We start from the raw sequence: 25,217 nt of genomic DNA, 5'->3' as shown, positions 1-25,217 counted from the left end.
TTCATTTCTTCGTGTTGCATTTCATTCTACAATGAGCCTGCAAAAACTCGCTAACGTAGTTGACAAAAACATGCCTTGGAGTTAATATATGGTTGGTATCATTGTTTTTTTGACAAGGTTCGGGATCGATTTCTGAAATCGATTGCGGAAAGCAGGCGATTTGTTGTGCAACCCGAGTGGGCAGGCAGTTCCCCGGACCGTTGGCTAAACTGTGGGGTGGAAGGAGGTGCACGCAGCGCGTGCTCGGGTGAAGCATAGACAAACCCATAAGCCAATCCGATTAAGGGAGGAGAACAATGAAAAGATCGACCCTATCGATGCTTGTGTTGTTTTTGGCCCTTTGGTTCGCCTTCTCAGGGCCTGCGGCTGCTAACGTCACAAAGTTCACGTTCTGGACGTTTATTCCCCAGCATGCCCGCTTTTTCGATGTAATGGCGGAGAAGTGGAACGAACTGCATCCCGATCGCCCAGTCGAACTAGAATCCAGCGTAATGCCCTACGACGACATGCACAACAAGCTGCAGATCGCCCTGCAGTCTGGTGTGGGAGCTCCGGACATCTGCGATATCGAGATCAGCCGTTTCCCCAACTACCTCATGGGAGTTCCCCAGCTCATGCCGCTCAACGCATATTTCGAAGCCTATATCGACGACATTGTCCCGTCACGCCTTGGTATCTATTCCAAGGACGGCAATATGTACGGCGCGCCTACCCATGTGGGGGCCACCATGGCCTTCTACTATGTGGAGATTTTGGAGAGCGCTGGCATCGACTACCGTGAGATCAAGACCTGGGACGACTTCGCCGAAGCCGGCCGCAAATTGAAACAGGTCCATCCCGATAAGTTCATGGGTATCGCCGAGACCAGCGCGGCCTGGACTGTCACCGCCATGCTGGCCCAGCAAGGGACGGACCTGGTTTCCGAAGACGAACGGCCCCTGATCAATACGCCGGAGATGCTTAGAGCCGTGACCACCATGCAGAACATGGTCAAGGAAGGAATCATGACCACCTGCCCAGATGGCCAGCCCGACACCGAAGGCGGTAAAGGCTTCATCGACCAGGGCAATGTGGCCTGCGTGATCATGCCCCAGTGGTTCATGAGCCGCTTTGTGGATGAAATGCCCAGTATGTATCAGAAGATGGCCATAGCACCCATGCCCGTCTTTGAAGAAGGCATGCCCCGCTCCGTGGGCCTGGGAGGTACGGGCACTGTTGTCACCAACTTCGCCAGCAACAAAGAACTCGCTGGGGAGTTCGTAGCTTACGCGAAGCTTTCTGAAGACGCCAACCGCATGATCTGGGAAGACATGGGCTTCGATCCCTGCAATACCGCGCTTTGGACGGATCGGGAGATGACCCATAATCCTGAAAACCGCTATAACCAGTACTTCCTCACGAACGCCTTCGACGTACTGTTGGAGATCAAAGATGAGATCATGATGGTTCGCTCCACATCTATTTCGCCCACCATCAACCAGTATCTGACCACGGTAATGCTCAACGAGCTGTTTGAGGATCTGCTGGATCCCGCGGAAGTTCTAGAGAACGCCCAGTACGACATCGAAAACCAGATCTTCTAGGCTGTCTCAACTTCGGGGGAGGGAAGCTCTTTCCCTCCCCGCAAGTTCTGCAAGGGTGCGTGGTAAAGTGACCAGGATTCGCAAGTTTCTCTATAACCAGAAAGCAGCGCCATACGTTTTTGTACTGCCCTTTGTGCTGACCTTCCTCATCTTTTTTGTCTATCCCGTCCTTACCACTATACGCATGAGCTTTCAGGAAGTCCTGCCGGGTATGGTCACCAACGTGGGCTGGAAGAACTACCAGCGGCTTTTAGGCGATAGGATTTTCCGCACGGCGGTGGGCAACAGCTTCCGCTATATGTTCTGGACTGTGCTGATCCTGATTCCCATGCCCCTGGTTCTAGCCTATATGCTCAACAGCAGGCTGATGGTGGCCTCCGAGTTTTTCAGGGGTGTTCTCTTTTTGCCCATCCTGGTCAACGTGGTGGTCGCGGGCACCATCTTTCGCCTGATGTTCGGCGAGCTGCCCGGTTCGTTTATGAACACGGTGCGGGCCTTCTTTGGCCTTGAGCCCATAAAGTGGCTGCGGCAGAAGGAGACGGGCATGGCGGCGCTGGTGCTCATGGCTTGCTGGCGCTGGACGGGCGTGAACATCCTGTACTATCTGGCCGCTCTGAAGAACATCCCCCTGGAGATGTATGAAGCGGCGGAAATCGACGGGGCAAATGGCTGGCAGAGGTTCCGTCACCTGGCGGTGCCATTAGTCAAACCCACGATTATTTACGTCCTGACCATCAGTATCTACGCGGGTCTGGCCATGTTCACCGAAAGCTACATGCTCTGGGCCGGGAACAACTCTCCCCGCAACATCGGCTTGACCATTGTGGGCTACCTCTACCGCCAGGGTTGGGAGCAGAACCGCATGGGTTTCGCTTCAGCGGTGGGACTGGTACTTTTGCTGGTTGCTTCGATCATCAACTTCATCCAGCTGCGCATCACAGGAGTCTTTGGAAAGGAGCGGGATTGATATGGCTGCCAGAAAACACACCAGCATGCAGGCTTCCGTCCGCTTGGTCATGCTCCTCTTTTTCCTTCTCATTTCCGCTGTGGTGCTGCTGCCTTTTGCCGCCATACTCCTGGCTTCCTTTAAGCCCGGCGATGAGCTGATCCGCTTTGGGCTGAACCTGCGGCTCGATTGGGACGTTATGTCCTTAGCCAATTACAAGTACCTGTTTACGGGCATCACCAGAACCGGGCAGTATCTGCCCCATGACTATCTGCTCTGGTACCGGAACAGCGTGATCCTAACCGTGATGCAGACCGGATTCACCCTCTTTGTGAGCTCCTGGGTGGCCTACGGTCTAGCTGCGTACCGCTTCAGGGGGAGAAATGCCATTTTCACCTGCATCCTCGTTATTCTGATGATCCCCTTTGAAATCCTCATGCTGCCCATGTATGCCCAGGCCAGCGCCATGGGGCTTCTGGACAGTTTTTGGGGGATCGTCCTGCCCTTTATGGCTCATGCCTCCACCATCTTTTTCTTCCGCCAGTTCCTGCTGTCCATTCCTCAGGACATTGTGGACGCTGGACGGGTGGACGGGGCCAGCGAGTACGGTATTTTCTTCCGCTTGATAATACCCATCATGAAACCCGCCTTCGCGGCGATGGCCATTTTGGTGGGCATGCACAGCTGGAATAACTTCCTCTGGCCCCTTTTGGTTCTGCGTTCGGGGAAGAAATACATTCTGGCCATCGGCCTGAATACCCTGCTTACGCCCTACGGCAACAACTACGATATCTTGATTGCTGGAGCTTGTTTTTCCGTCATCCCCCTTTTGATCTTGTTTGCTTTCACCCAGAGGTATTTCATCGAAGGTATGACCATGGGAAGCATCAAGGGTTGACTTTGCACAGGAGGTGGAGCTGAATTTGATAACTATTTCTGACGTAGCAAAGAGAGCCCAAGTGTCCCGCAGCACAGTGTCGCGAGTGTTGAATAACCAGACGCACCACATCAGGGAAGAGACCAGGCAGAGGGTACTGCAGGCAGCCAGGGAGCTTAACTACAAACCCAATCGGGTGGCCCGCAGTCTAAAGACAAAAAAGAGTCATTGTATCGGCGTAATCACAGACGACATCGATACGCCCTTTCTGCCCTCCATGCTCAAAGCCATCGAGCAGTACGCCTTTTCCCGGGGCTACAACGCTCTGGTTTGTAACAGCGGCTACGAGTTCGACCGCCAGAAAGCCTATATAGAAATGCTGGTTCAGCGCCAGGTAGACGGGATTATCTTTGCCGCCTCCTTTGTCTCCTCCTACACCCAGGAGTTGATCAAGCCGGATCTGCCCATTGTCTATGCCTACTCTTTTTCGCCCTACACCAAGAAAAACTCGGTGCTATCCGCCGACGCGGACGCCGCCCAGCAGGCCGTGGACTACCTGGTGAGCCTGGGCCATCGGCGCATTGGCTACATCAACGGCCCGGAGAACGTCATCCCCTCCCGGGAGCGAATTAAGGGCTACCAGAAGGCCCTGGAGGAGCACGGCATTGCCTTTGATCCCGCCTTGGTAAAGAACGGCGAATGGGAAGAGCCCGCCAGCGCCTACAAGGCAGCGCGGGAGTTTCTAGCTCTGTCCGACCCGCCCACAGCCGTTTTCGCGGCCAACGATGTCATGGCCAGCGGGGTCATCGACGCCGTAACTGACCTGGGCCTGCGGGTGCCTGAGGATGTGTCGGTTGTGGGCTACGACGATCGGGATATGGCGCGCTTTCTAAAGCCCCCCCTCACCACAGTAAGGCTGCCCATGGCGGAGATCGGATCCACCGCGGCAAAAATGCTCATCGACTGCGTAGAGCGGGGCGAAACGCTTATCGATTCGGCTTATGTACCCTGCAAGCTCATTATCCGCGGCTCATGCGCGGCGAACAGCAGGTAGCAGGGGCAAGGGACAAGTCGAAGGCAGCAAGGAACAAGGAACGGACAGCAAATCCTGGTTCCTGCCTCGTGCTTCCTGCTTCTTGGACGGGAGGTGATACTGCAAAGGCTGTGTAGGGTTGTTGTTTTCTCCTGTACAGTGAAACTTAGGCCAATCAAACGGGAGGTATCTGCATGAAGAACAGAGCTTTGCTGCTCGCAGTTGCTGTCCTGGTGTTAAGTATGTTGGGAAGCGGGGTCAGCGCGGCCGAGAAAATCACAGTAGCTGTTGGCGGCTGGGCCCTGGAAGACACCATCCGGGCCCTAGAGGAGCTGGGCTTTACCGAGAAGACCGGCATTGAGGTGGAAGTACAGGTCCGGCCGGGAGCCGCCCCTGATTTTCTTTCCCAGATGACCAGTGCCATCATGGCCGGCACCACGCCCTATGACGTAATCGCTCTGGAAGACGAATGCTTCATCAGCATGTCCCGGGCGGGTTGGCTGGTGCCCTTGGATGAGCTGTTCGACGACGAATTTTGGACAGATTTCCCCCAGGATATGCTGGATATGATCGAGGTCTGGCACAGGCATGACGGCCAGCTCTACCGCATGCCCCACAATTTCGAGGCCCAGTATTTCTGGTACCGCAAGGATATTTTAGATGAGCTGGGCTTAGAGGTGCCCCAGACTTGGGAAGAGCTCATTGAAGTGGGCAAGCAGCTCACCGATGATGGCGTCTGGGCTATTTCCGACGGCATGGCCAAGGGTGCTTATCTCATGGTTAATCTGGGCTACTGGACGCTGCAAGCGGGTGGCAATGCCTTCGATCTCGGGCCGGAGTTCGAGACGGCACTCCAGTTCCTGCATGATTTGATGTACGAGCACGCAATCTTCCCAGTGGCCGCCCTCAACCGCGACTTCGACGCCCTCAATCAAGACTACATGAATGACCGCGTGATCATGATGCGCCAGTGGCCGTACTTCTGGGATGTGGGCCGCTCCGATCCCGAATGGTTTGAGGAGGATAAGATGGCCATTGCCTTGCCTCTCGAGGGTCCTGGTGGGAGGGCAACTTATGCTGCCGCCTGGGGATGGTCCATTCCCAAGACCTCTACCAAGATCGACGCAGCCAAAACCTTTATCGAGTTTATGACCTCGATTGAGAACGCACCGAAGCTGGCCCAGATGAGCGTGTGGTGGCTGAGCCCACGCAAGTCCATCTTGGAGGTAGTAGGCGATGAGGGCATCGCTAAGTACATGGCTTGGTACTCCGCGGAAGGCGTCATCAAGCCCCGGCCCTTCCATCCCAGGTTCCTGGAGGCCGGCACGGTCCTGGAGGATATCGCCTCTGCTTACCTCACCAACCAGATCACCCTGGAAGAGACCCTGAACCGGGCCCGGCAGCGATTTGACGATCTCTAGTTGATTTTGCGCTGGGGTGGCGGGTTTTCCCGCCGCCCCCGGCACGAGCGAGGGGGCAACAATGGTCAGTACAAAAAAGCGCTACTTCCTCTTTTTCGTCTTGGTGGGCCCTGCCATTCTGCTCCGTTTCCTGACGGCTGTCTACCCCGTCCTGGAAACCCTGTACCTCAGCGTTTTCAAGGTGGATCTGCTCACCAACACCCGGCAGTTTGTGGGATTGAGGAATTTTCAGCGGCTGCTTGCGGACCAGAGTAATCACGATATCATGTATTTTACTCTTATTTTTATCCTCGCCTCAGTGGCCCTGCAGCTGATTTTGGGTCTGGGCGTGGCCAGCATGCTCAACGCCCGGTTCCCCGGGCGCAACCTGGTGCGCACGATTAACCTGATTCCCTGGGCCATCCCCACCATTGTGGCGGGTTTGGCCTTTCGCTGGATGCTGGATGATCAGTACGGTCTGGTCACGGACTGGCTGTTCAGGCTCACAGGAAACAAATACGAGCTTTTAGTTCATCCGGCAACGGCCAGGCTGTGCGTGATTTTGGTTAACGTCTGGAAGAATACCCCCTTCATGGCGGTGGTGCTCCTGGCGGGGCTGCAGAGCGTTCCGGCGGAGCTTTATGAGGCCGCCCGCATCGATGGGGCCACGGCCTTCCAGAATTTCCGCCATATTACCCTACCCATCAGCATGAGCCTGCTCTTGACTTTGGGACTGTTTTCCTTCATCTGGCAGCTGGCCAACTTCGATCTCATGCTGGGTATGACCCACGGGGGCCCCGGCCTGGCCACGACGGTGCTCTCTTACACCGTGTTCCAGCAGGGTATCCTTTGGTTCAACTGGGGCATGGCTTCCGCTTTGGGAGTTATTCTGATCTTTGTAGTGGCTATAGTGGGTATCCTCGGCCTGGCCTTGTTCCGCCACTACGGGCTTTCTTTGTAAGGAGGGGTGGCTGTGAGCAAACATACACTGCGCAGGGGCTTAGGGCGGTTTGGGCTTTACCTGTCGGTTGTGGTTTTTGTCTTCCTCTCGCTTCTGCCCTTTTACTGGATCACCATCTCGTCCTTAACTGATAAGAATGAGCTGTTCAGCATTCCCCCGCGGTACTTCCCCAGGCCGACTCTGGAGAACTTCGCGATGCTCATCTCCCAGCTACCGTTCACAGAGTACCTACGGAACTCGGTACTCTTTGCCACCGGGGCCACGTTCCTCACGGTGTTCCTGGCCTTTTTGGCCGCTTACGGCTTTGCCCGCTATCCAGTGCCCGGCAGCGGGCTGCTGCTTCTGGCCCTGGTTTTGTCCATGGCTCTGCCGGAGATCACCACGGTTGTACCTTTATTCCGCATCCTGCGGGATCTGTCCCTGATCAATACGGTCCGGGGACTGATCGTGGTCATGAGCAGTGTGCTCCTGCCTTTTACCGTTTGGACCTTGGTTTCCTTCGTCCAGCGGGTTCCCTTGGAGATGGAGGAGGCGGCCATCGTGGACGGGGCCAACCTGATCCAGCGGCTGTGGTACATCGTACTTCCTGTGATGAAGCCCTCCATCGCCACCATGCTGGCCATCAACTTTATCAACGCCTGGAACAACCTCATCTACCCCCTGGTCTTTACTTCGACGCCCCAGGCGAAAACACTGAGCGTGGCGGTGACCGAGGTATTCCAAGCCCGGACACCCTACGGCAGGCCGTGGGAGCTGATCAGCGCCCTGGGGGTAACCATGGTCATCCCGGCTGTAATCATCGTCTTGTTCTCGCAAAGGGCCATTGTCTCTGGATTAACCCGTGGAGCCATAAAATAGTGAGAAAGGGGTATGGCTGTGAAACTCGACGTACTACTCCCTTGTAAGAACACAGTGCTCAAGGGAGGCCTGCTGGCTGATCGGGCCGCGGTGGTCAGGGAGAAGATGATCCCTTACCAGTGGAAGGCCCTCAATGACCTGCTCCCCGATGGGGAGCCGAGTCATGCCATAGAAAATCTGCGCATCGCCGCGGGTGAAAAGACTGGTGAGTTCAAGGGCATGGTCTTTCAAGATAGCGATGTGGCCAAATGGCTGGAGGCAGTGGCCTACAGTCTGGCGACCCATCCCGATCCCCAGCTGGAGGCCACCGCGGATGAAGTGATCGATCTGGTGGCCCGGGCCCAGCAGCCCGATGGCTACCTCAACTCGTATTACACCATCGTGGATCCAGAAAACCGCTGGACCAATTTGGCGGAAAACCATGAGCTGTACTGCGCCGGCCATTTTATCGAAGCGGCCGTGGCCTATTACGAAGCCACGGGGAAGGACAAGCTCCTGCAGGTGGTCTGCAAGCTGGTTGAGCACATCGATTCCATCTTCGGCCCGGAAGAGGGAAAGAAAAAGGGTTACCCTGGCCATGAAGAGATCGAGCTGGCCCTGATCAGGCTCTACAGGGTGACCAGGGATGAGCGGCACTTGAGGCTCGCCCAGTTCTTCGTGGAGGAGCGGGGGAAACAGCCCAACTACTTCGAAGAGGAAGCCCGGGCCCGGGGCCCGCAGCGCTCCCCCAATTGGGGCCTGTTCGGCCTGGATTATAACCAAGCCCACCTGCAGGTGCGGGAACAGACCACGGTGGAGGGGCATGCGGTGCGGGCCATGTACCTGTTCAGCGCGGTGGCGGATCTCGCCCAGGAAACAGGCGATCCCCAGCTGCTGCAGGTAAGCAAGACCCTGTGGGACAACATGGTCAGCCGCCGCATGTACATCACGGGCGGGATTGGCTCCCAGGCCCACGGCGAGGGTTTTACCATTGACTACGATCTCCCCAGCAGCAGGGCCTACGCCGAGACCTGCGCGGCCATCGGGCTCTTTTTCTGGGGGCACCGCCTGCTGCAGCTGGAGCCGGATAACAGATACGCGGATGAGATGGAGCGGGCGCTGTACAACGGTATTCTAAGCGGCATGTCCTGGGAAGGGGACCGCTTCTTCTACGTCAACCCCCTGGAGGTTGACCCCGCGGTGTGCCGGGCCCGCCATGATCACCGCCATGTCAAAGCCACCCGCCAAGGCTGGTTTGCCTGCGCCTGCTGCCCGCCTAATCTGGCGCGGCTTTTAACCTCCCTTCACCACTACATCTACAGCTGCGGACCCCAGGGACTGTTTGTGCACTTCTTCGCCGACAGTGCAGTGGAGTTCCCCGCCGCCGGGAAAAAGGTGGGGCTCCGCCAGACCACCGACTATCCCTGGGATGGCCGGGTGCAGTTGGATCTGGACCTGGAAGGAGAGGCCCCGTTCAGCCTCCATGTGCGCCTGCCCGGCTGGTGCAGGCAGGTGGAAGTCAAAGTGAACGGAGAAGTGCTTTCCGACCTGGCCGGGCACACCCACCGGGGCTACCTGGTTCTCACCAGGACCTGGCGGGCAGGGGATCGGGTGGAGCTGGATCTGGCCATGCCCGTGGAAAAGGTCTACGCCCATCCCAAGGTGCGGGAGGCCGCGGGCCGCATCGCTCTGCAGAGGGGCCCTGTGATCTACTGCTTGGAGGAAGTGGATAACGGCCCCGACCTCCACTCTCTGCTGCTGGCCCGGGAGCCACGCTTCCAGGTGGCCCGCGAGCCGGAGCTGGGCGTTCCGGCCATCTCTGCGCAGGGTTTCCGCTTGGAAGCAGCGGGCAGCCAACTCTATACCACGGAAAAGCCCCGGCGGACGGCGGTGACCATCAAAGCCATCCCCTATTTCGCCTGGGACAACCGCAGGCCCGGGGCCATGCTGGTTTGGATGAGGGCGGAAGGAGAAGGGTGATTTTAGAGGGCTTAAGCAGGAAGTGTTGAGTCTAAATAGAAGAACAATTAAGACAGGGTGCGGCTGCGAGGGCCGCTCCTTTTCGGAACTTCTTGCAAGCGAGGTGCTGAGATGAGTGAAGTGAAGTACGTAATCGGCGTAGACTTCGGCACTGATTCCGCACGTGCTCTGGTCGTGAACGCGGAAACCGGTGAGGAGCTGGCCAGCGACGTAGCCCACTACAAGCGCTGGTCCGAGGGCTTGTACTCCGATGCGGCGAAGAACCAGTTCCGCCACCATCCCCTCGACTATCTGGAAAGCCTGGAAGAGTGCATCACCGGCGCCCTGAAGAAGCTGCCGGCCGAGGTGGCGGAAAACGTCATCGGCATCGGCATAGACACCACGGGTTCCACTCCCGCGCCGGTGGACGAGAACGGCACACCACTGGCCCTTCTTGATGAGTTCCGGGATAACCCCAATGCCATGTTCATCCTCTGGAAGGATCACACCGCCGTCCAGGAGGCTGCGGAGATCAACAAGCTGGCCAAGACCTGGGGCGGCGTGGATTACACCAAGTACGAAGGAGGCGTGTACTCCTCCGAGTGGTTCTGGGCGAAGATTCTGCACATCCTGCGGGTAGATGAAAAGGTGCGCCAGGCCGCCCATTCCTGGGTGGAAGTGTGCGACTGGATTCCCGCGGTACTCACTGGGACAACCGATCCGAAAGTCCTCAAGCGCAGCCGCTGCGCCGCAGGGCATAAGGCCATGTGGCATCCGGAGTGGGGCGGACTGCCTTCGGAGGAGTTTCTGGTTAAACTCGATCCCCTCCTGAAGGGTGTCAGGGAGCGGATGTTTGAGGAAACATACACCTCCGATGAAAAGGCCGGCGAGCTCACGGAAGAGTGGGCGGCTAGGCTGGGCCTTCCCCCGGGCGTCGCCGTGGCGGTGGGTGCTTTTGATGCCCACATGGGCGCCGTGGGCGGCGGCATCAGGGAACATACTTTAGTGAAGATTATGGGTACCTCCACCTGTGATGTGATGGTGGCCTCCAAAGATGAACTGGGCCAAACCTTGGTTGAGGGCATCTGCGGGCAGGTGGACGGTTCGGTCATTCCCGGCATGATCGGCCTGGAAGCCGGTCAGTCGGCCTTTGGCGATGTCTACGCCTGGTTCAGAAATGTCCTGCTCTGGCCCTGGGAGACCTTAGGGGAAGAGCTGGGGTTGGGTGAAGAGGTCCTGGCGAAGGCTAAGGATAGGATCCTGGTTAAGCTGACGGAAGAGGCCGCCAAGGTGGATCCCACAACCACCACAGTGGTGGCCCTGGACTGGCTCAACGGCAGGCGCACCCCCTTTGCCGATCAAGAGCTGAAGGGAGCTTTGGTGGGGCTCACCTTGGGCACCGATGCCCCCCGGATCTTCAGGGCTTTGGTGGAAGCCACCGCCTTTGGCGCCAAGGCCATTGTGGATCGCTTCCGGGAAGAGGGTGTGGAGATCAAAGAAGTGATCGCCCAAGGCGGCATCCCCGGCAAGAACGAGTTTGTCATGCAGGTTTCAGCGGATGTACTGGGCATGCCCATTAAGGTAGTCCGCTCCGGGCAGGCGGTGGCCCTGGGCGCGGCCATGTTTGGCGCAGTTGCCGCGGGGCACTACGCCGATGTGTATGCCGCGCAGGATGCCATGCTCAGCGGCTATTCCAAGGTGTACCAGCCCGATCCAGAAAGCAGCCGGCGCTACGCCGAGCTGTACAAGAAGTACCTGGAGATCGGCGAGCTTCTAGCCGGTACGCTGCGGTCTTTGTAGGCGAGGAGGGAAGCCATGCTGCAAGAGCTCAAAGAGCAGGTTATGCTGGCCAACCAAGAGCTGCAGAGGCAGGGGCTGGTCATCTACACCTGGGGCAACGTGAGCGGCATTGACCGGGAGCGGGGCCTGGTGGTGATCAAACCCAGCGGTGTGGCCTATGAAGAGCTCACGCCGGAGAAGATGGTGGTTTTGGATTTGGAGGGCAAGATCGTGGAAGGTAAGCTGCGCCCTTCCTCCGATACCCCCACCCACTTAGAGCTGTACCGAAAATTCAGCGAGATTGGCGGCGTGGTGCACACCCATTCCAAATGGGCCACGATCTGGGCCCAAGCCGGCAGGGGTATTCCCTGCCGGGGTACCACCCATGCCGATTACTTCTACGGGGAGATTCCCTGCACCCGCATCCTCAATGAAGAAGAAGTGGCGCAGGCCTATGAGCTGAACACAGGCAGGGTGATCGTGGAGCGTTTCCAAGGGATCAACCCCCTGGAGATGCCCGCAGTTTTAGTGGCGGAACACGGCCCCTTCACCTGGGGCAGAGACTGCCACGAAGCGGTGCACAACAGCGTGGTTTTGGAGCAGGTGGCAGAAATGGCTTATTTCACCAGGCTGCTTACGGGCCACGACCGGCCCATCAGCCGGCATGTCCTGGAAAAGCACTATCTGCGCAAGCACGGCCCCGGTGCTTATTACGGTCAAAAATAGGGAGGTTGAAGCGATGGATTTCAATTTCAAAGACTATGAAGTGTGGTTTGTCACGGGCAGCCAGCACCTCTACGGCGAAGAAGCCTTAAGGCAGGTGGGGGAAGATGCGGAAAAGGTCGCCAAGAGCCTGGGCGAACGGCCGGAAATCCCCGTGACCGTGGTGTACAAACCGGTCATGACCGACTCCAGCTCCATCCGCCGGCTGATTCAGGAAGCCAATGCCCATGAGAAGTGCATCGGCCTGATCCTGTGGATGCACACCTTCTCGCCAGCCAGGATGTGGATCGCCGGGCTGGGGGAACTGCGCAAGCCGTACCTCCACTTCCACACCCAGTTCTACCGGGATATCCCCTGGGAGAGCATCGACATGGACTACATGAACCTGCACCAATCCGCGCACGGCGACAGGGAGTTCGGCTTCATCAACACCCGGATGCGCAAGAACCGCAAGATCGTGGTGGGCCACTGGCAGGATCCGGAAGCCCTGGCGGCCATCGGCGCCTGGTGCCGGGTGGCTGCGGCCTGGCAGGACGGCCAGGGGGCCAAGATCGCCCGCTTTGGCGATAACATGCGGGATGTGGCGGTAACGGAAGGCGATAAAGTAGCCGCCCAGATCCAGTTCGGCTACGAAGTGAACGGCTATTCGCTGAGCGATCTCACCTCCTACGTGGATGAGGTGGGCGAGGGGCAGATCCAAGCCCTCCTGGAAGAGTATGAAGCGAGCTACAACCTAACCGACCGGGTCAAGGAAGGCGGAGAGTTCAGGGAGTACCTGAAAGAATCGGCCCGGATCGAGGCTGGGCTGCGGGCCTTCCTCAAAGATGGAGGCTTCAAGGGCTTTACCACCAACTTCGAGGATCTCACCGGTCTGCGGCAGCTGCCGGGCCTGGCCGTGCAGCGGTTGATGAAGGACGGCTACGGCTTCGGCGCTGAAGGCGATTGGAAGACCGCGGCGCTCCTGCGGGCCATGAAGGTGATGAGCGCAGGGCTCAAGGGGGGCACTTCCTTTATGGAGGATTACGTCTACCACCTGGATCCCGCGGGGCAGAGGATTCTCGGCGCGCACATGCTGGAAGTGTGCGAAACCATCGCCAAAGATAAGCCTGTCCTGGATGTGCAGCCCCTTTCCATCGGCGGCAAGGAAAACCCCGCACGCCTCATTTTCACAGCCCCAGCGGGCCCGGCTATCTGCGCGAGCTTGATCGATTTGGGCAACCGCTTCCGCATGGTGGTCAACGAAGTGGAAGTGGTGGATCCGCCTGCGGATCTGCCTAAGCTGCCTGTGGCCAGGGTGCTGTGGGATCCCAAGCCCAATTTGAAGGTGGCGGCGGAAGCGTGGATCCTGGCGGGAGGCGCCCACCACTCCGTGTTTACCCAGGCATTGACCAGCAAGTATGTGGAGGATTACTGCGAGATCGCTGGTATCGAGTACGTCTTGATCAACGAAGAGACAGAGATCAGGAAGTTCAAACAGGACCTGCGCCTTGGCGAGATCTACTACCATCTGGCCAGGGGAATCTAAACGGCCAACCTCCCCGGATCCTCCGGGGAGGTTTAAAAACACGGAGGTGAGATAAATGGAAGTTGTGCGCAAAGCGGAGATGATCCTGGAGAAGGACTTTCAAATCAGCGAGATCGATCCCCGTTTGTACGGAGCCTTTGTGGAGCATCTGGGCAGGTCCATCTACGGGGGCATTTACGAGCCGGGGCATCCCAGCGCGGACGAACAGGGTTTTCGGGGTGATGTGCTGTCCCTGGTGCGGGAACTGGATATTCCTGTGATCCGCTATCCCGGCGGGAATTTCGTCTCCGGCTACAACTGGGAAGATGGGGTAGGGCCCAAAGACCAGCGCCCCCGCCGTTTGGATCTGGCCTGGCGTACCATCGAGCCCAACGAGGTGGGGGTCAACGAGTTTGTGGACTGGACCCGCAAGGCCGGTTCCCAGGTGATGATGGCGGTTAACCTGGGTACCCGGGGAGTAGATGCCGCCCGCAACCTGGTTGAGTACTGCAATCACCCCAGCGGCAGCTACTACAGCGACCTGCGCATCAAGCATGGCTATGCCCAGCCCCACGGGATTAAACTGTGGTGTTTGGGCAATGAGATGGATGGCCCCTGGCAGATCGGTGCCAAGACCGCCTACGAATACGGGCGCATCGCCTTAGAGAGCGCCAAGGTGATGAAGTGGGTTGATCCCTCCATTGAGCTCGTGGTTTGCGGCAGTTCCGGCCGGGGTATGCCCACCTTCGCCCAGTGGGAAGCCGAGGTTTTGGATCTCACCTACGACCATGTGGACTACATATCCCTCCATACCTACTACGGCAACCGGGATAACGACACACCGAATTTCCTGGCCCGCACTCTGGATATGGACCAGTTTATCAACTCGGTCATCGCCATCTGCGATTACATCAAGGCCAAGAAGCGCAGCTCGAAGACGCTCCACCTCTCCTTCGATGAGTGGAACGTTTGGTACCACTCCAACGAGGCCGACAAAAAGGTGGAGCCCTGGACGGTTGCCCCGCCGCTTTTGGAGGATGTATACAACCTGGAGGACGCCCTGGTGGTGGGCAGCATGCTCATCAGCCTGATCAGGCGGGCAGACCGGGTGAAGATCGGCTGCCTGGCGCAGCTGGTGAACGTGATCGCTCCCATCATGACCCAAACCGGCGGCCCTGCCTGGCGGCAGACCACCTTCTATCCCTTCATGCATGCCTCCCTCTACGGAAGGGGAACGGCCCTTCTGCCTGTGATCAAGTCGGATAAATACGACAGCAAGGACTTCACCGATGTGCCCTACCTGGATGCCATCGGGGTGTTCAACGAGGAGAAGGAAGAGCTGACCATCTTTGCCGTGAACCGCAATCTGGAAGGCGGTCTGGAGTTCACAGGTGATCTGCGGGGCTTCTGCGGCTACGAGGTGGTGGAGCACATCGTGCTGACCCACGAGGATCTCAAGGCTGCCAACACCGCGGATCAGCCCAACAACGTGGTGCCCCACTTAGGCGGCAATGCCCAGATCAGCGAGGGCAAGCTCAGCGCCCTTCTGCCCAAACAGTCCTGGAATGTGATCAGGCTGGCCAAAAAGGCATAGCCAGCTGGACAAGTTGTGATCAGCCCGGTACCCATGCCGGGCTTGTTTGCTAGAGCAAAGGTAACTCGCGGTAACTTCTCTTCGGGTAAAAAAAGCGTTAAAATTGGGGTGAAAGGGCGGTAACTAGGCGAGCAGCGGGCTCGCTAAGGAAGGAGAGGACGAGTTGGCCAAAGGAAAGCCCTATTTTGTGCTCGCCTTGCTTGTCATCCTGGCGGCGGCCTTGGTAGGCTGCGATGGGGAGCTGGGTGTGTACACTGTGAGCGGAACTGTGTGGGAGGAAGACAGCGGTAATCCCCTGGCAGGGGCAGCCGTGACGCTGGGTGAACAGCGCACCGTAACCAATGCCCGGGGGCAGTATGCCTTTGCTGAGGTTCCCGGGGGAGAGCAGCTGCTCCAGGTGGAGCTGGCGGGATATGAGCCCGCCTCTGTTCAGCTGAACTTGAGGAAAGACAGCACCGTGGATGTGGGTTTAGTGTCGCCCCTTCCGGTGCTCAGGGACAGTGGTTTCCATTTCGTTGATGGCGAGGGAGCTGTGTTGAAAGCCGGTGAGGGCACCACCGCGCCCCGGGCGGAAATCCTCTACTACCTGCGCTTCTTGTTTGCCGACCCGGATGCTGTGGAGATTGACTCTGTGGAGGCGGTGCTCAACGGAGTCGTCATCGGTTCGGCGCTGTACCGGGAGATGTGGATGGGGGCCGCAGGACTGCCCCTGGAGCCGGGCACCAACACCGTGCAGCTGCGGGTCTGGGACAGCGCAGGCTGGGCCAGAACCAGCAAACTGTACACCATCGATTTTGACGTGGAGCGTTTGGATTTGCGGGTGCTGCTGAGCTGGGACAAGGATGCCGACCTGGATCTGCACTTGTTTAAGCGGGAGAGCGACGAGGGCAATGTCTTCGATTGGTACACCGAAGACCGCCACCTCTCTTACTGGTCACAGCCGGAGGACTTCGGCGAAGGCCCTGCCCAGAACCCTGTTCTCGATTGGGATGGTTATGGTCCAAGGGGTTGGGATGGTTTATACTTAGAGGAAATGACGCCGGGGGATTACCACATCTGGATATCGGCTTGGCATATTGCGGAACCGATCCAGGCCCAGGTTAAGGTGATTGTGGATGCCACCGCAGACACGCGCAGCGAGTCGATTACCGCAGTGGAACTTACCGAGGATGATCAGGACCTGCCGGTTTACATCACCACTGTGCGGGTACATGAGGATGGAACCAAGGAGCTGATTCACGTAGAACCTGAAGTTGCAAGTATTGCTGAAGGTTGAGGTGTTGACGACTGCTAGCCGGAGGCAGCAGAGCAAGACAGTGCCAACAACTCTTCATGATCTCTCCAAGGTCACCGGGAAGCAGCTCGAACACAGGCACGGTTCGGGCTGCTTCCCCTGTTCAGGAGAGAGGTAGCCCCGGGAGGCTTTATACCCTGGCTAAGTTGGTGTAAGATTATCTATAAGAAGATTTTCCCAAAAATGGGGTAAGGCCATGAAAGCGGTAAGGCAGGTATTCGTGGAGAAGTTTTTCGGAAGGCATCTCGATTTAAGGGAGCGCTTGTTTAACCTCCTGGCCATTGGCGGCATTGTCATCAGTTTGACCATGGCCGCCGGAACTGTGCTCACAGGGGCAGGGCCCGTGCATTTCCTGGTGAACATGGCATTGGCCGCAGTTTCCTTTGGACTCCTCTATCTTTCCCGCCGGACCGGAACTACCGCCTCGCCTACCTTTTGACCGTGATCTGCATCTTCATGATCCTTTTTCCCGCAGCCTTCTTCGTTTCGGACGGGTATCGGGGCGGCATGCCGGTGTTCTTCGTGTTCGCCGTGACCATTTCCGTGTTTATGCTCAGGGGGCGCCTGGCCTGCATCGTCACAGGGTTGGAACTGGCCCTTTATGTGGGAATCAGCGTTTTCGCCTACCTCTACCCCACCTATATCCGGCACTTCGACAGCGAGATCGGCAGGCTCCAGGATGTGGTCCTCTCCTTCGTCACTGTGAGCATTGCCCTGGGCATCATCATGCACTATCACATCCGCCTCAACTATGAACAGCAGCGGGAACTGGAAAGGGCCCGGGAGGAAGCCTTGGCCTTGAGCAAGGTGAAGACCACCTTCTTGACCAACATGAGCCACGAGATCCGCACACCCATCAACGTGATCCTGGGCATGAATGAGATGATCCTAAGGGAAAGCACTTCCGATCAGATCCGCCGCTACGCCTCGAACATCCAGATCGCGGGCAAGACCCTGCTCAGCTTGATCAACAACATCCTGGATCTGGCCAAAATCGAATCGGGCAAGCTGGAGCTCATGGAGGAGAACTACAAGACGGTGGACCTCATCTTTGACCTGGTGGTGATTGGCCGGGAAAGCGCCGCCAGAAAAGGGCTGGTGTTCCAGACCCAGGTGGACCGCAATCTGCCCAGCGCCTTTTACGGCGACTCCCTCCACATCAAGCGGGTGGTGGTCAACTTCCTGTCCAATGCCGTGAAGTACACCAACGAGGGGTTTGTCACCTTGGGAGTCAGCTGCAAGGAGGTGGAGGGCCAGACGGTGCTTTGCATCTCCGTGCAGGATACGGGGATCGGCATCGATCCAGGCGATCTGGACCGCCTCTTCGAATCCTTCACCCGGGCGGAAGCGGCAGCCCAGAGGGCCATCGAAGGGTCGGGCCTCGGACTGGCCATTGCCCGGGAGCTCACCGAACTGATGGGCGGCAAGATCTACGTGGAGAGCAAAGTGGGCTACGGCAGCACCTTTACGGTGGAGATTCCCCAAGACGTGGTGGATCCCACGCCTTTGGGGCAGTGGGAATCCCAGCAGGCTGCGGTGACTTTAGAGCGGACAAGCTTTGTGGCGCCCGCGGCCAAGGTGCTGATTGTGGATGACAACAAGGAGAACTTGGAGGTGACCAAGACTCTCCTGAAAGAAAGCCTGATGCAGGTGGACACCGCCCTCAGCGGCCGGCAGTGCCTGGCCCTCGCGGAGCGCCACAGCTACGATCTGATCCTCATGGATTACATGATGCCGGAGCTGGACGGACTGGAGACTTTACGGCTTCTGCGGCAGCGGGGGATCGACACGCCCGTGGTCGCGGTGACCGCCAATATCCTGCCCGGGACCAAAGAGACGCTAATGGAGGCGGGATTTGCGGCCTTTTTGACCAAGCCCTTGATCTGGAACCAGCTGCAGCAGGTGCTGCTGCAGCTGCTGCCCAAGGAGGTGGTGGAGGTCAAGCCCAGGCGCACCATGGTCGATGCCCAAATCGAGGCGGAACTCCACCGGACGCTCCTGCCCTATGGTGTCTCCGTAACGGAGGGGTTGAAATACGTCAATGGTGATCTGGAGCAGTACAAAGCCCTGAGCCAGATCTTCCGTGAGCACTCCGACGAGGGCAGGGAAGAGATCCGCGCCTTGATGGACGCGGAGGACTTCGAGAATCTGCTCTACGTTATCCATTCCCTCAAGAGCAAAGCGCTGGCCATCGGCGCAGTGGAGCTGTCCCAGCAAGCTGCCACCATGGAAGAGCACCTGCGCCGGGGGGATACCCAGTATGCCCAAGAGGCCGTGTCCCTGCTCATGTTCACCTGGGAACGGGTCATTGCTGGTTTGAAAGAGGTGGAAACGTGTCTAGAGTCTTAGTGGTTGATGATGATGTAATGCTGCTCAAAATGGCGGAGCAGCTCCTCAAATCTGAATACACGGTTATGCTGGCCCGCTCCGGCTGGGAGGCTGTATCCTGTGTGGCCAACGGACCCAGGCCGGATATTATCCTGCTGGACATCGATATGCCGAAAATGGACGGCTACGCCACCCTGCGCAAACTCCAGGAGCTGGATCCGGACATCCCGGTGATCTTCTTGACCGGACTGACCGCGACGGAATATGAGCTGAAGGGCCTGACCGCGGGTGCGGTGGACTACATCACCAAACCCTTCGTCAAGGAAATCCTGCTGGCCCGCTTAAAGCAGAAAGGTGCGCAGCCTGGATCCGGAAAAGGTGGAATCCCTGCGCAGCAAGCTCAATGACACCGAACTGGCGGTGGCCAAGGTCATGGCCCAGGGCTACACCAACGCGGAAATCGCGGAACACCTGCATTACTCCTACAATTACGTGAAGAAAGTAAGCTCGGTGATCTTCAACAAGCTGGGAATCTCCCGGCGCAATGAGATTAGGGAGTTCTTGATGTAAATAGTTCGCCAAAAGCCAGCGTAAAGGCCCAGCGGTCGTGTGCCCGCGGGTCTTTTTTGACGGCGCCGCCCCAAGGGCGTAAGCAGGGAAAGTTGTGAACAATTTGTCCATTGGGAAGGATTTGACTGCTGCAAACAGAATGTATAAATAAAAACATGCTGCTATTTTAACTTTGCCAATAATTATTTATCCAGCTGCCCACTTTCCGTGCTCGGTGTGGGTGTCCTGATCCCGCAAGGGATTTAGACATAAAACACTAAAGGAGAGGTGTGATGCATGAAGGCAAGATGGATCGTGTTGGCTGTTGTCTTGTTGTTCGTGTTGAGCTGCGCAGCCTGGGCAGCCGAGCGCTATGAAACACTGATTGTAGGCGGCGGAACCTGGGCTCAGGCCACCAGCTGGAATCCCCTGTATGCCAATAACGCCAACGGCACGCTGGGGTTGGTCTATGAAACACTCTTTGCCTACAGTCCCCTCACCAACGAGCACAAGCCCTGGCTGGCGGAGAGCGGAGGCTGGATCTCGGACAACGTGTTCGAAGTCAAGCTGCGCCGCAACATCTACTTCTCCGATGGCCACGCCCTCACTGCAGAAGATGTGGTCTTCACCTACGAACTGGCTCGGGATAACAACCTCACTTACACTCCCATCTGGCGTACGCTGCGCGAAGTAAAGGCTGTGGACGATTACACCGTCCAGTTCGTCTTTGAAAACCCCAACTACCAAGAGTGGCAGATTGAGATGTACAGCCGGGCCATCCTGCCCAAGCACATTTGGAAGGATGTACCCGGGGAAGATCTGATGGTGATCACCAACGACGATCCCATCGGCAGCGGACCTTACAAGAAGCTCCTGGCTGGTCCCGACCGCAACGTATGGGTGCGCGACGACAACTGGTGGGGCAATGCAGTCTTCGGACAGCCCAAACCCAAGGAAATCGTGGACATGATCATCTACGAAAACAACGTGGCTTTGGGCATGCTCATGCAGCGGACGCTGGATCTGAGCAACTACTTCATCCCTGGGGTACCTGCCATCAAGGACCTCTACGGACTTACCACCTGGTATGATGGACCGCCCTACATGATCTCCGCCAACGTGGCTCTGCTCTTCCTCAATGCTCAGCGGAAGCCCATGGATGATGCTAAGTTCCGCAGGGCTCTGGCCTTCGCGGTCAATCCGGAGATCATCGTAGAGCGCGTCTTCGAGCACATGGTACCTGTGGCTGACCCCACCGGCCTCTTTGGCGGCTGGACGGCTTACAGGGATGCCAAGGTGGCTGAAGAGTGCGGCTTCTGGTATGACCCGGAGATCGCCAAGCAGATGCTGGATGAGGCCGGCTATGTGGACGCCGATGGCGATGGCTGGAGAGATATGCCCGATGGCAGCCCCATGTCCTTCGAGATCATCGTGCCTTCTGGCTGGACCGACTGGATGGAATCCATCCGCATCATCTCCGAAGCCTTTAGGGCCATTGGCATCAACGCCAACCCGGCCTTCCCCGATGCCGGTGTCTACAACGACCGCATCCAGACCGGTGATTTCGACATGTGCATCAACAACTACGGAAGCGGTATTTCCGGCTCGCCGTATTCTTACTGGAACTGGGTGGCTAACCACAACATCAACCGCACCCATGTCACAGAAGGCAACTTCGGACGCTACGACAACCAAGAGCTGTTCGATCTGATCTTCAAGTTCAACCAGCTGCCGCCCATGAGCGAAGAGTCGCTGGCAGTGGCATCTGAGATCCAGAAGATCCTGCTTCTGGAGATGCCCTCCATCCCCTTCTGGCTCAACGGTCTGTGGGCCCAGAGCACTTCCCAGTACTGGACCAACTGGCCCACGGAAAACAACCCAGTGGGCTACCCCTGCACCTGGGCTAACCAGTGGCAGTTCGGCGGCATCGAGATGCTCATCAACCTCCAGCCCGTACAGTAACACAGCAAACTCCAGTTAGTGCTGTCCCGGCGGAACTCGGCTTCCGCCGGGACTTCACCAACCACACCAGTCTGCCCAACAGGGAGGGGTAACCATGGGTCGCTATCTCACACGGAAGATCGTGATCTATCTCATCACTTTTTTCTTTGCCGTGACGCTCAATTGGGCTGTCCCGCGGTTTGCGCCGGGAGATCCCATCAGCATGCTGCTTTCCCGGTTTTCGTTCCTCGAAGGGGGCAGGGAAATCCTGGAGAGCTTTTTTGTGAAAACCTTCGGTTTGGATCAGCCCCTGCTCCAGCAGTACTTCGGCTTTTGGCGTTCGCTGTTTGCAGGGGATTTGGGCATCAGCATCAGCCAGTACCCTAAACCGGTTATGAACATCATTCGCGAAGCCATCATCTACGACATCATTATTCTGGTGCCGGCCATCATCCTCAGCTGGATCATCGGGAACAAGCTGGGGGCCTCTTCCGGAGTAAACAAAAAGGCCGACAACTTCCTCATGCCGGTCTTTTACTTCCTCACTTCCTCCCCGTATTTTTGGTTTGCCTTGCTGGTCTCCTATCTGCTGGGAATTGTCCTGGGTATCTTCCCCACTAGCCACGCTTACAGCGCCACCATGCGGCCCGGCTGGAACTGGGCGTTCATCCTGGACTTTTTCATGCACTGGTTCATGCCCTTTCTCAGCCTGTTCCTGGTGCAGTTGGGGGGCTGGGCCATCGGCATGCGCAACATGATCATCTACGAGACCAATACCAACTACGCCAAGTACATGGAGTCCTTGGGCGCGAGCGAGCGGCTGATCAGGCGCTATGGCTTCCGCAACGGCCTTCTTCCCCAGGTTACGGGGCTGGCCATCAGCCTGGGGACCATTGTTTCCGGGGCGGTCCTCACCCAGATGGTCTTTTCCTACCCGGGATTGGGTTACCTCATGGTGCAGGCCATCAAGCAAAATGACTACTTCCTCATTCAGGGCTGCTTCTTGTTTTTGATCATTATGGTGCTGGTGGCGAATTTCACCGTGGATATCATCTACATGATCATCGATCCGCGGGTGCGCCATTCCTATGCCGGGGAGGTGTAACGATGGCAGCTAAGGGTTTTTGGAAGCGGCATGAAAACCTGTATTTCGCCGTGACCAACAAAAAGGTCATCTTCGGTGTTGTGGTTTTCCTGGCCATCGTCGCCCTGGCGATTTTCGGGCCCCTGTTCACTCCCTACGGCTACGAGGAGTTCGCCGGACCTGGCTACCGGCCCCCCTCCAAGGAGCACTGGTTTGGTACCACCATCATGGGCAGGGACGTGTTCACCCAGGTGGTGTACGGGCTGCGTTCCACCCTGCTGGTGGGCTTTCTGGCCGGTACCATCGCCTCCGCGGTGGGGCTGGTGGTGGGCTTTGTGTCCGGTTTTTTCAGCGGCAGGGCACCCGATGAGGGGCTGATGATGCTCACCAACATGTTCATGGTCCTGCCCTCCCTGGCCCTGCTGATTATCCTTTCCGCCTACCTGCCCTACCGGGGCATTGTCACCCAATCCCTGATTGTGGCGGCGACCGCCTGGCCCTGGACTGCCCGGGCGGTGCGTTCCCAGACCTTGTCTTTGAAGAGCCAGGAGTTTGTCAATCTCTCCCGGATCTCCGCGGCACCGGTTTTCCGCATTATCCGGGAGGATATCGCCGCGAACATGTTCTCCTACGTGTTTATGGTCTACATCCTCCAGTTTAACGGCACCATCCTATCCTCGGTGGGCCTGGAGTTTTTGGGTTTGGGCCCCACCCGGGGGATTTCCCTGGGACTGGTGATGCAAAACGCCGTGAACTGGAATGCCCTGCATCTGGGCATGTGGTGGTGGACGATCATCCCCGGCCTCATTTTGACCCTGCTCATTGTCTCGCTGTACTTCATCAACACGGGTCTTGATGAAGTGTTCAATCCGCGTTTGAGGGAGTTGTAGCCATGGCAGCAGAAGTGATTCTCGATGTACGGGATTTGCGGGCTTATTACCGCATCCTCAAGGGCGATGTGAAAGCGGTGGATGGAGTATCGTTCCAGGTGCGCCGGGGCGAGATTGTGGGTATCGCGGGGGAATCGGGCTGCGGCAAGAGCACTTTAGCGCACACGCTTATGCTGCGCAAACCGCCCCTGACCCACATTTCCGGCCAGGCTTTGTTCCTGGGCAGGGATATCATGGCCATGGGCAGGGAAGAGTTTCGCCAGCTGCGGCTGCGCAAGATCTCCATCATCCCCCAGTACGCACTGGACGCCCTGAGCCCCACCAAGAAGCTGGGCGAATTCGTTGCTGACTTGGTGCGGGAACACGGCATCCCCGCCGACCGGGCTTTTTGGGCCAAGGTGGAAGAACGGCTGCGCTTTGTGAACCTAGATCCCAAGGTGCTGGATCAGTATCCCATTGAGCTTTCGGGGGGCATGAAGCAGCGGGCCATTATGGTTGTTTCCACCATCCTCAATCCGGAACTGATCATAGCCGATGAGATCACCTCGGCGCTGGATGTGAGCTCCCAGCGCTTCGCCGCCAGCCTCCTGGTGCAGCTGCGGGACGAGGGGATTATCGGCTCTGCCATCTTCATCACCCACGACCTGGCCATCCTGTACCAGATCGCCGATAGCTTGCTGATCATGTACGGCGGGCACATTGTGGAAGCCGGCCCCGTGGATACCATCGTCCATGAGCCCCGGCATCCCTATACCCAGGCTCTGCTCAACTCCCTGCCCAAGGTGGGGGTACAGGTCAAGGACCAGCGGCTGGAGGGCATCAAGGGCACGCCGCCGGAGCTTTTGGAGATTGGCCCGGGCTGCCGGTTTAGGGAGAGGTGCCCATACCGCACCGAGCGCTGCGAGCAGACCCCTGTGACCGAGGCCATTACGCCTGAACACACCATTGCCTGCTGGCACCACCGGGAGATTGGAGGGGAACGGGTTGGCTGAGCATAAGAAAGATCCCATCATGTCCGTGGAGCAGGTCACCAAGATCTTCTCAAGCGGAGTGTTCTTCCGCAGCTACACCACCGCGGTCCAGGACGTTTCCTTCAAGATGTATCCCGGCACCGTGCTATCTTTGATCGGCGAGAGCGGAAGCGGCAAGACCACCATGGGCCGCATGATTTTGAAGCTGCTCCGCCCCACCGCGGGGAAAATCTACTTCCACGGCCGGGACATCGCCACCATCCGGGGGAAGGCGGAGCGCTGTGAGTACTACCGCCGGGTGCAGGGGATTTTCCAGGATCCCTTCTCCTCCTTCAATCCCCTCTTCAGGGTGGACAGGGTCTTTGACCAGATTTACGATGTGTTCTTCCCGGAGCTGCCCGCGGCGGAGCGCCAAGCCCGCACCAGGGAGGCCCTGCTCAAGGTGCACCTCCATCCCGAGAGGACCCTGGCCCATTTCCCCCATCAGCTCAGCGGCGGCCAGCTGCAGAGGCTGCTCATAGCCCGGGCGCTCTTGCTGGATGTGGAGATCTTGGTGGCCGATGAACTCATCAGTATGCTGGACGCTTCCACCCGCATGGGCATCCTCAACCTCCTGGTGGACATCTGCCGGTCCACAGGCATGTCTGTGTTGTTTATCACCCACGATCTGGCCCTGGGCTATTACATCAGCGATTACACCATGATCATGCACCGGGGCCGTTTGGTGGAGCAGGGCGCGACCCACGAGGTATACCACAACCCCGTGCATCCCTACACCCGCATGCTCTTCCGCTCGGTACCGGATATTGGGCGGCGCTGGGATCCCAAGGAGAGATTTATCCCTGAGCAGGTGAGCAGGGAGATCGAAGAATTCTACAGCGCCAACCGGGGGAGGGGGCTAGTGCAGGTCAGCCCCAACCATGCGGTGCTCATGAGCTTGGACTAACCCCAGCACAAGGCGGGC

Annotated in this window: 22 protein-coding genes; all 22 read left to right on the top strand. The window is 57.9% G+C overall.

Annotated features, from left to right (window positions below; genetic code table 11):
• Nucleotides 1-296: 296 nt before the first annotated feature.
• The gene (locus ACE4YL_RS06215) at nt 297-1,583 is read left to right on the top strand and encodes an ABC transporter substrate-binding protein (RefSeq protein ID WP_461367872.1); all 1,287 of its coding nucleotides are present in this window, start codon (nt 297-299) and stop codon (nt 1,581-1,583) included.
• Nucleotides 1,584-1,650: 67 nt separating this feature from the next.
• The gene (locus ACE4YL_RS06210; protein WP_461367008.1) at nt 1,651-2,550 is read left to right on the top strand and encodes a carbohydrate ABC transporter permease; all 900 of its coding nucleotides are present in this window, start codon (nt 1,651-1,653) and stop codon (nt 2,548-2,550) included.
• A gap of 1 nt (nt 2,551) precedes the next feature.
• Nucleotides 2,552-3,427: a carbohydrate ABC transporter permease gene (locus tag ACE4YL_RS06205; protein WP_461367007.1), complete on the top strand. Its 876-nt coding sequence runs from the start codon at nt 2,552-2,554 to the stop codon at nt 3,425-3,427.
• Between the two features lie 13 nt (nt 3,428-3,440).
• Complete coding sequence (locus ACE4YL_RS06200; protein WP_461367006.1) at nt 3,441-4,460, top strand: LacI family DNA-binding transcriptional regulator; 1,020 nt, start codon at nt 3,441-3,443, stop codon at nt 4,458-4,460.
• Nucleotides 4,461-4,633: 173 nt separating this feature from the next.
• The gene (locus ACE4YL_RS06195; protein ID WP_461367005.1) at nt 4,634-5,860 is read left to right on the top strand and encodes an ABC transporter substrate-binding protein; all 1,227 of its coding nucleotides are present in this window, start codon (nt 4,634-4,636) and stop codon (nt 5,858-5,860) included.
• Between the two features lie 61 nt (nt 5,861-5,921).
• A complete protein-coding gene (locus ACE4YL_RS06190; protein ID WP_461367004.1) occupies nt 5,922-6,800 on the top strand; it encodes a carbohydrate ABC transporter permease in 879 nt (292 codons plus the stop codon).
• A gap of 12 nt (nt 6,801-6,812) precedes the next feature.
• Nucleotides 6,813-7,658, top strand: coding sequence for a carbohydrate ABC transporter permease (locus ACE4YL_RS06185; protein WP_461367003.1), 846 nt, complete (start codon nt 6,813-6,815; stop codon nt 7,656-7,658).
• 12 nt (nt 7,659-7,670) lie between these two features.
• Nucleotides 7,671-9,617, top strand: a complete 1,947-nt coding sequence (locus ACE4YL_RS06180) for a glycoside hydrolase family 127 protein (protein WP_461369374.1) — start codon at nt 7,671-7,673, stop codon at nt 9,615-9,617.
• 111 nt (nt 9,618-9,728) lie between these two features.
• Entirely contained in the window at nt 9,729-11,396 is a 1,668-nt protein-coding gene (locus tag ACE4YL_RS06175) for a ribulokinase (RefSeq protein WP_461359198.1), read from the top strand.
• Between the two features lie 15 nt (nt 11,397-11,411).
• Complete coding sequence (locus ACE4YL_RS06170; RefSeq protein ID WP_461359199.1) at nt 11,412-12,101, top strand: L-ribulose-5-phosphate 4-epimerase; 690 nt, start codon at nt 11,412-11,414, stop codon at nt 12,099-12,101.
• A 13-nt stretch (nt 12,102-12,114) separates the two neighbouring features.
• Nucleotides 12,115-13,623: an L-arabinose isomerase gene (gene araA / locus ACE4YL_RS06165; protein WP_461359200.1), complete on the top strand. Its 1,509-nt coding sequence runs from the start codon at nt 12,115-12,117 to the stop codon at nt 13,621-13,623.
• Between the two features lie 55 nt (nt 13,624-13,678).
• Nucleotides 13,679-15,196, top strand: a complete 1,518-nt coding sequence (gene arfA / locus ACE4YL_RS06160) for an arabinosylfuranosidase ArfA (RefSeq protein WP_461359201.1) — start codon at nt 13,679-13,681, stop codon at nt 15,194-15,196.
• 163 nt (nt 15,197-15,359) lie between these two features.
• Nucleotides 15,360-16,472 carry a carboxypeptidase regulatory-like domain-containing protein gene (locus ACE4YL_RS06155; protein ID WP_461359202.1) on the top strand — a complete coding sequence of 371 codons (1,113 nt, stop codon included), beginning with the start codon at nt 15,360-15,362 and terminating at the stop codon, nt 16,470-16,472.
• A gap of 214 nt (nt 16,473-16,686) precedes the next feature.
• The gene (locus ACE4YL_RS06150) at nt 16,687-16,929 is read left to right on the top strand and encodes a hypothetical protein (protein ID WP_461359203.1); all 243 of its coding nucleotides are present in this window, start codon (nt 16,687-16,689) and stop codon (nt 16,927-16,929) included.
• 74 nt (nt 16,930-17,003) lie between these two features.
• Entirely contained in the window at nt 17,004-18,839 is a 1,836-nt protein-coding gene (locus tag ACE4YL_RS06145; RefSeq protein WP_461360426.1) for an ATP-binding protein, read from the top strand.
• Complete coding sequence (locus ACE4YL_RS06140) at nt 18,824-19,225, top strand: response regulator transcription factor (RefSeq protein WP_461365437.1); 402 nt, start codon at nt 18,824-18,826, stop codon at nt 19,223-19,225. Before ACE4YL_RS06145 ends, ACE4YL_RS06140 begins: the two co-directional genes overlap by 16 nt.
• Nucleotides 19,197-19,388 carry a response regulator transcription factor gene (locus tag ACE4YL_RS06135; protein ID WP_461368383.1) on the top strand — a complete coding sequence of 64 codons (192 nt, stop codon included), beginning with the start codon at nt 19,197-19,199 and terminating at the stop codon, nt 19,386-19,388. Before ACE4YL_RS06140 ends, ACE4YL_RS06135 begins: the two co-directional genes overlap by 29 nt.
• Nucleotides 19,389-19,664: 276 nt before the next feature.
• Complete coding sequence (locus tag ACE4YL_RS06130; protein WP_461359206.1) at nt 19,665-21,329, top strand: ABC transporter substrate-binding protein; 1,665 nt, start codon at nt 19,665-19,667, stop codon at nt 21,327-21,329.
• Between the two features lie 94 nt (nt 21,330-21,423).
• The gene (locus ACE4YL_RS06125; RefSeq protein ID WP_461360427.1) at nt 21,424-22,413 is read left to right on the top strand and encodes an ABC transporter permease; all 990 of its coding nucleotides are present in this window, start codon (nt 21,424-21,426) and stop codon (nt 22,411-22,413) included.
• Nucleotides 22,414-22,415: 2 nt separating this feature from the next.
• A complete protein-coding gene (locus tag ACE4YL_RS06120) occupies nt 22,416-23,282 on the top strand; it encodes an ABC transporter permease (RefSeq protein ID WP_461359521.1) in 867 nt (288 codons plus the stop codon).
• A gap of 2 nt (nt 23,283-23,284) precedes the next feature.
• On the top strand, nt 23,285-24,274 hold the full coding sequence (locus ACE4YL_RS06115; RefSeq protein WP_461359522.1) for an ABC transporter ATP-binding protein: 990 nt from the start codon (nt 23,285-23,287) through the stop codon (nt 24,272-24,274).
• Between the two features lie 19 nt (nt 24,275-24,293).
• A complete protein-coding gene (locus tag ACE4YL_RS06110; RefSeq protein ID WP_461360443.1) occupies nt 24,294-25,199 on the top strand; it encodes an ABC transporter ATP-binding protein in 906 nt (301 codons plus the stop codon).
• Nucleotides 25,200-25,217: the final 18 nt, after the last annotated feature.

Source organism: Candidatus Darwinibacter acetoxidans, from assembly GCF_041936445.1.
Classification (GTDB): domain Bacteria; phylum Bacillota; class Limnochordia; order Darwinibacteriales; family Darwinibacteriaceae; genus DTU010.
Note: the sequence above shows the minus strand (reverse complement) of the source record. Positions and strands in the feature narration are given on the sequence as shown.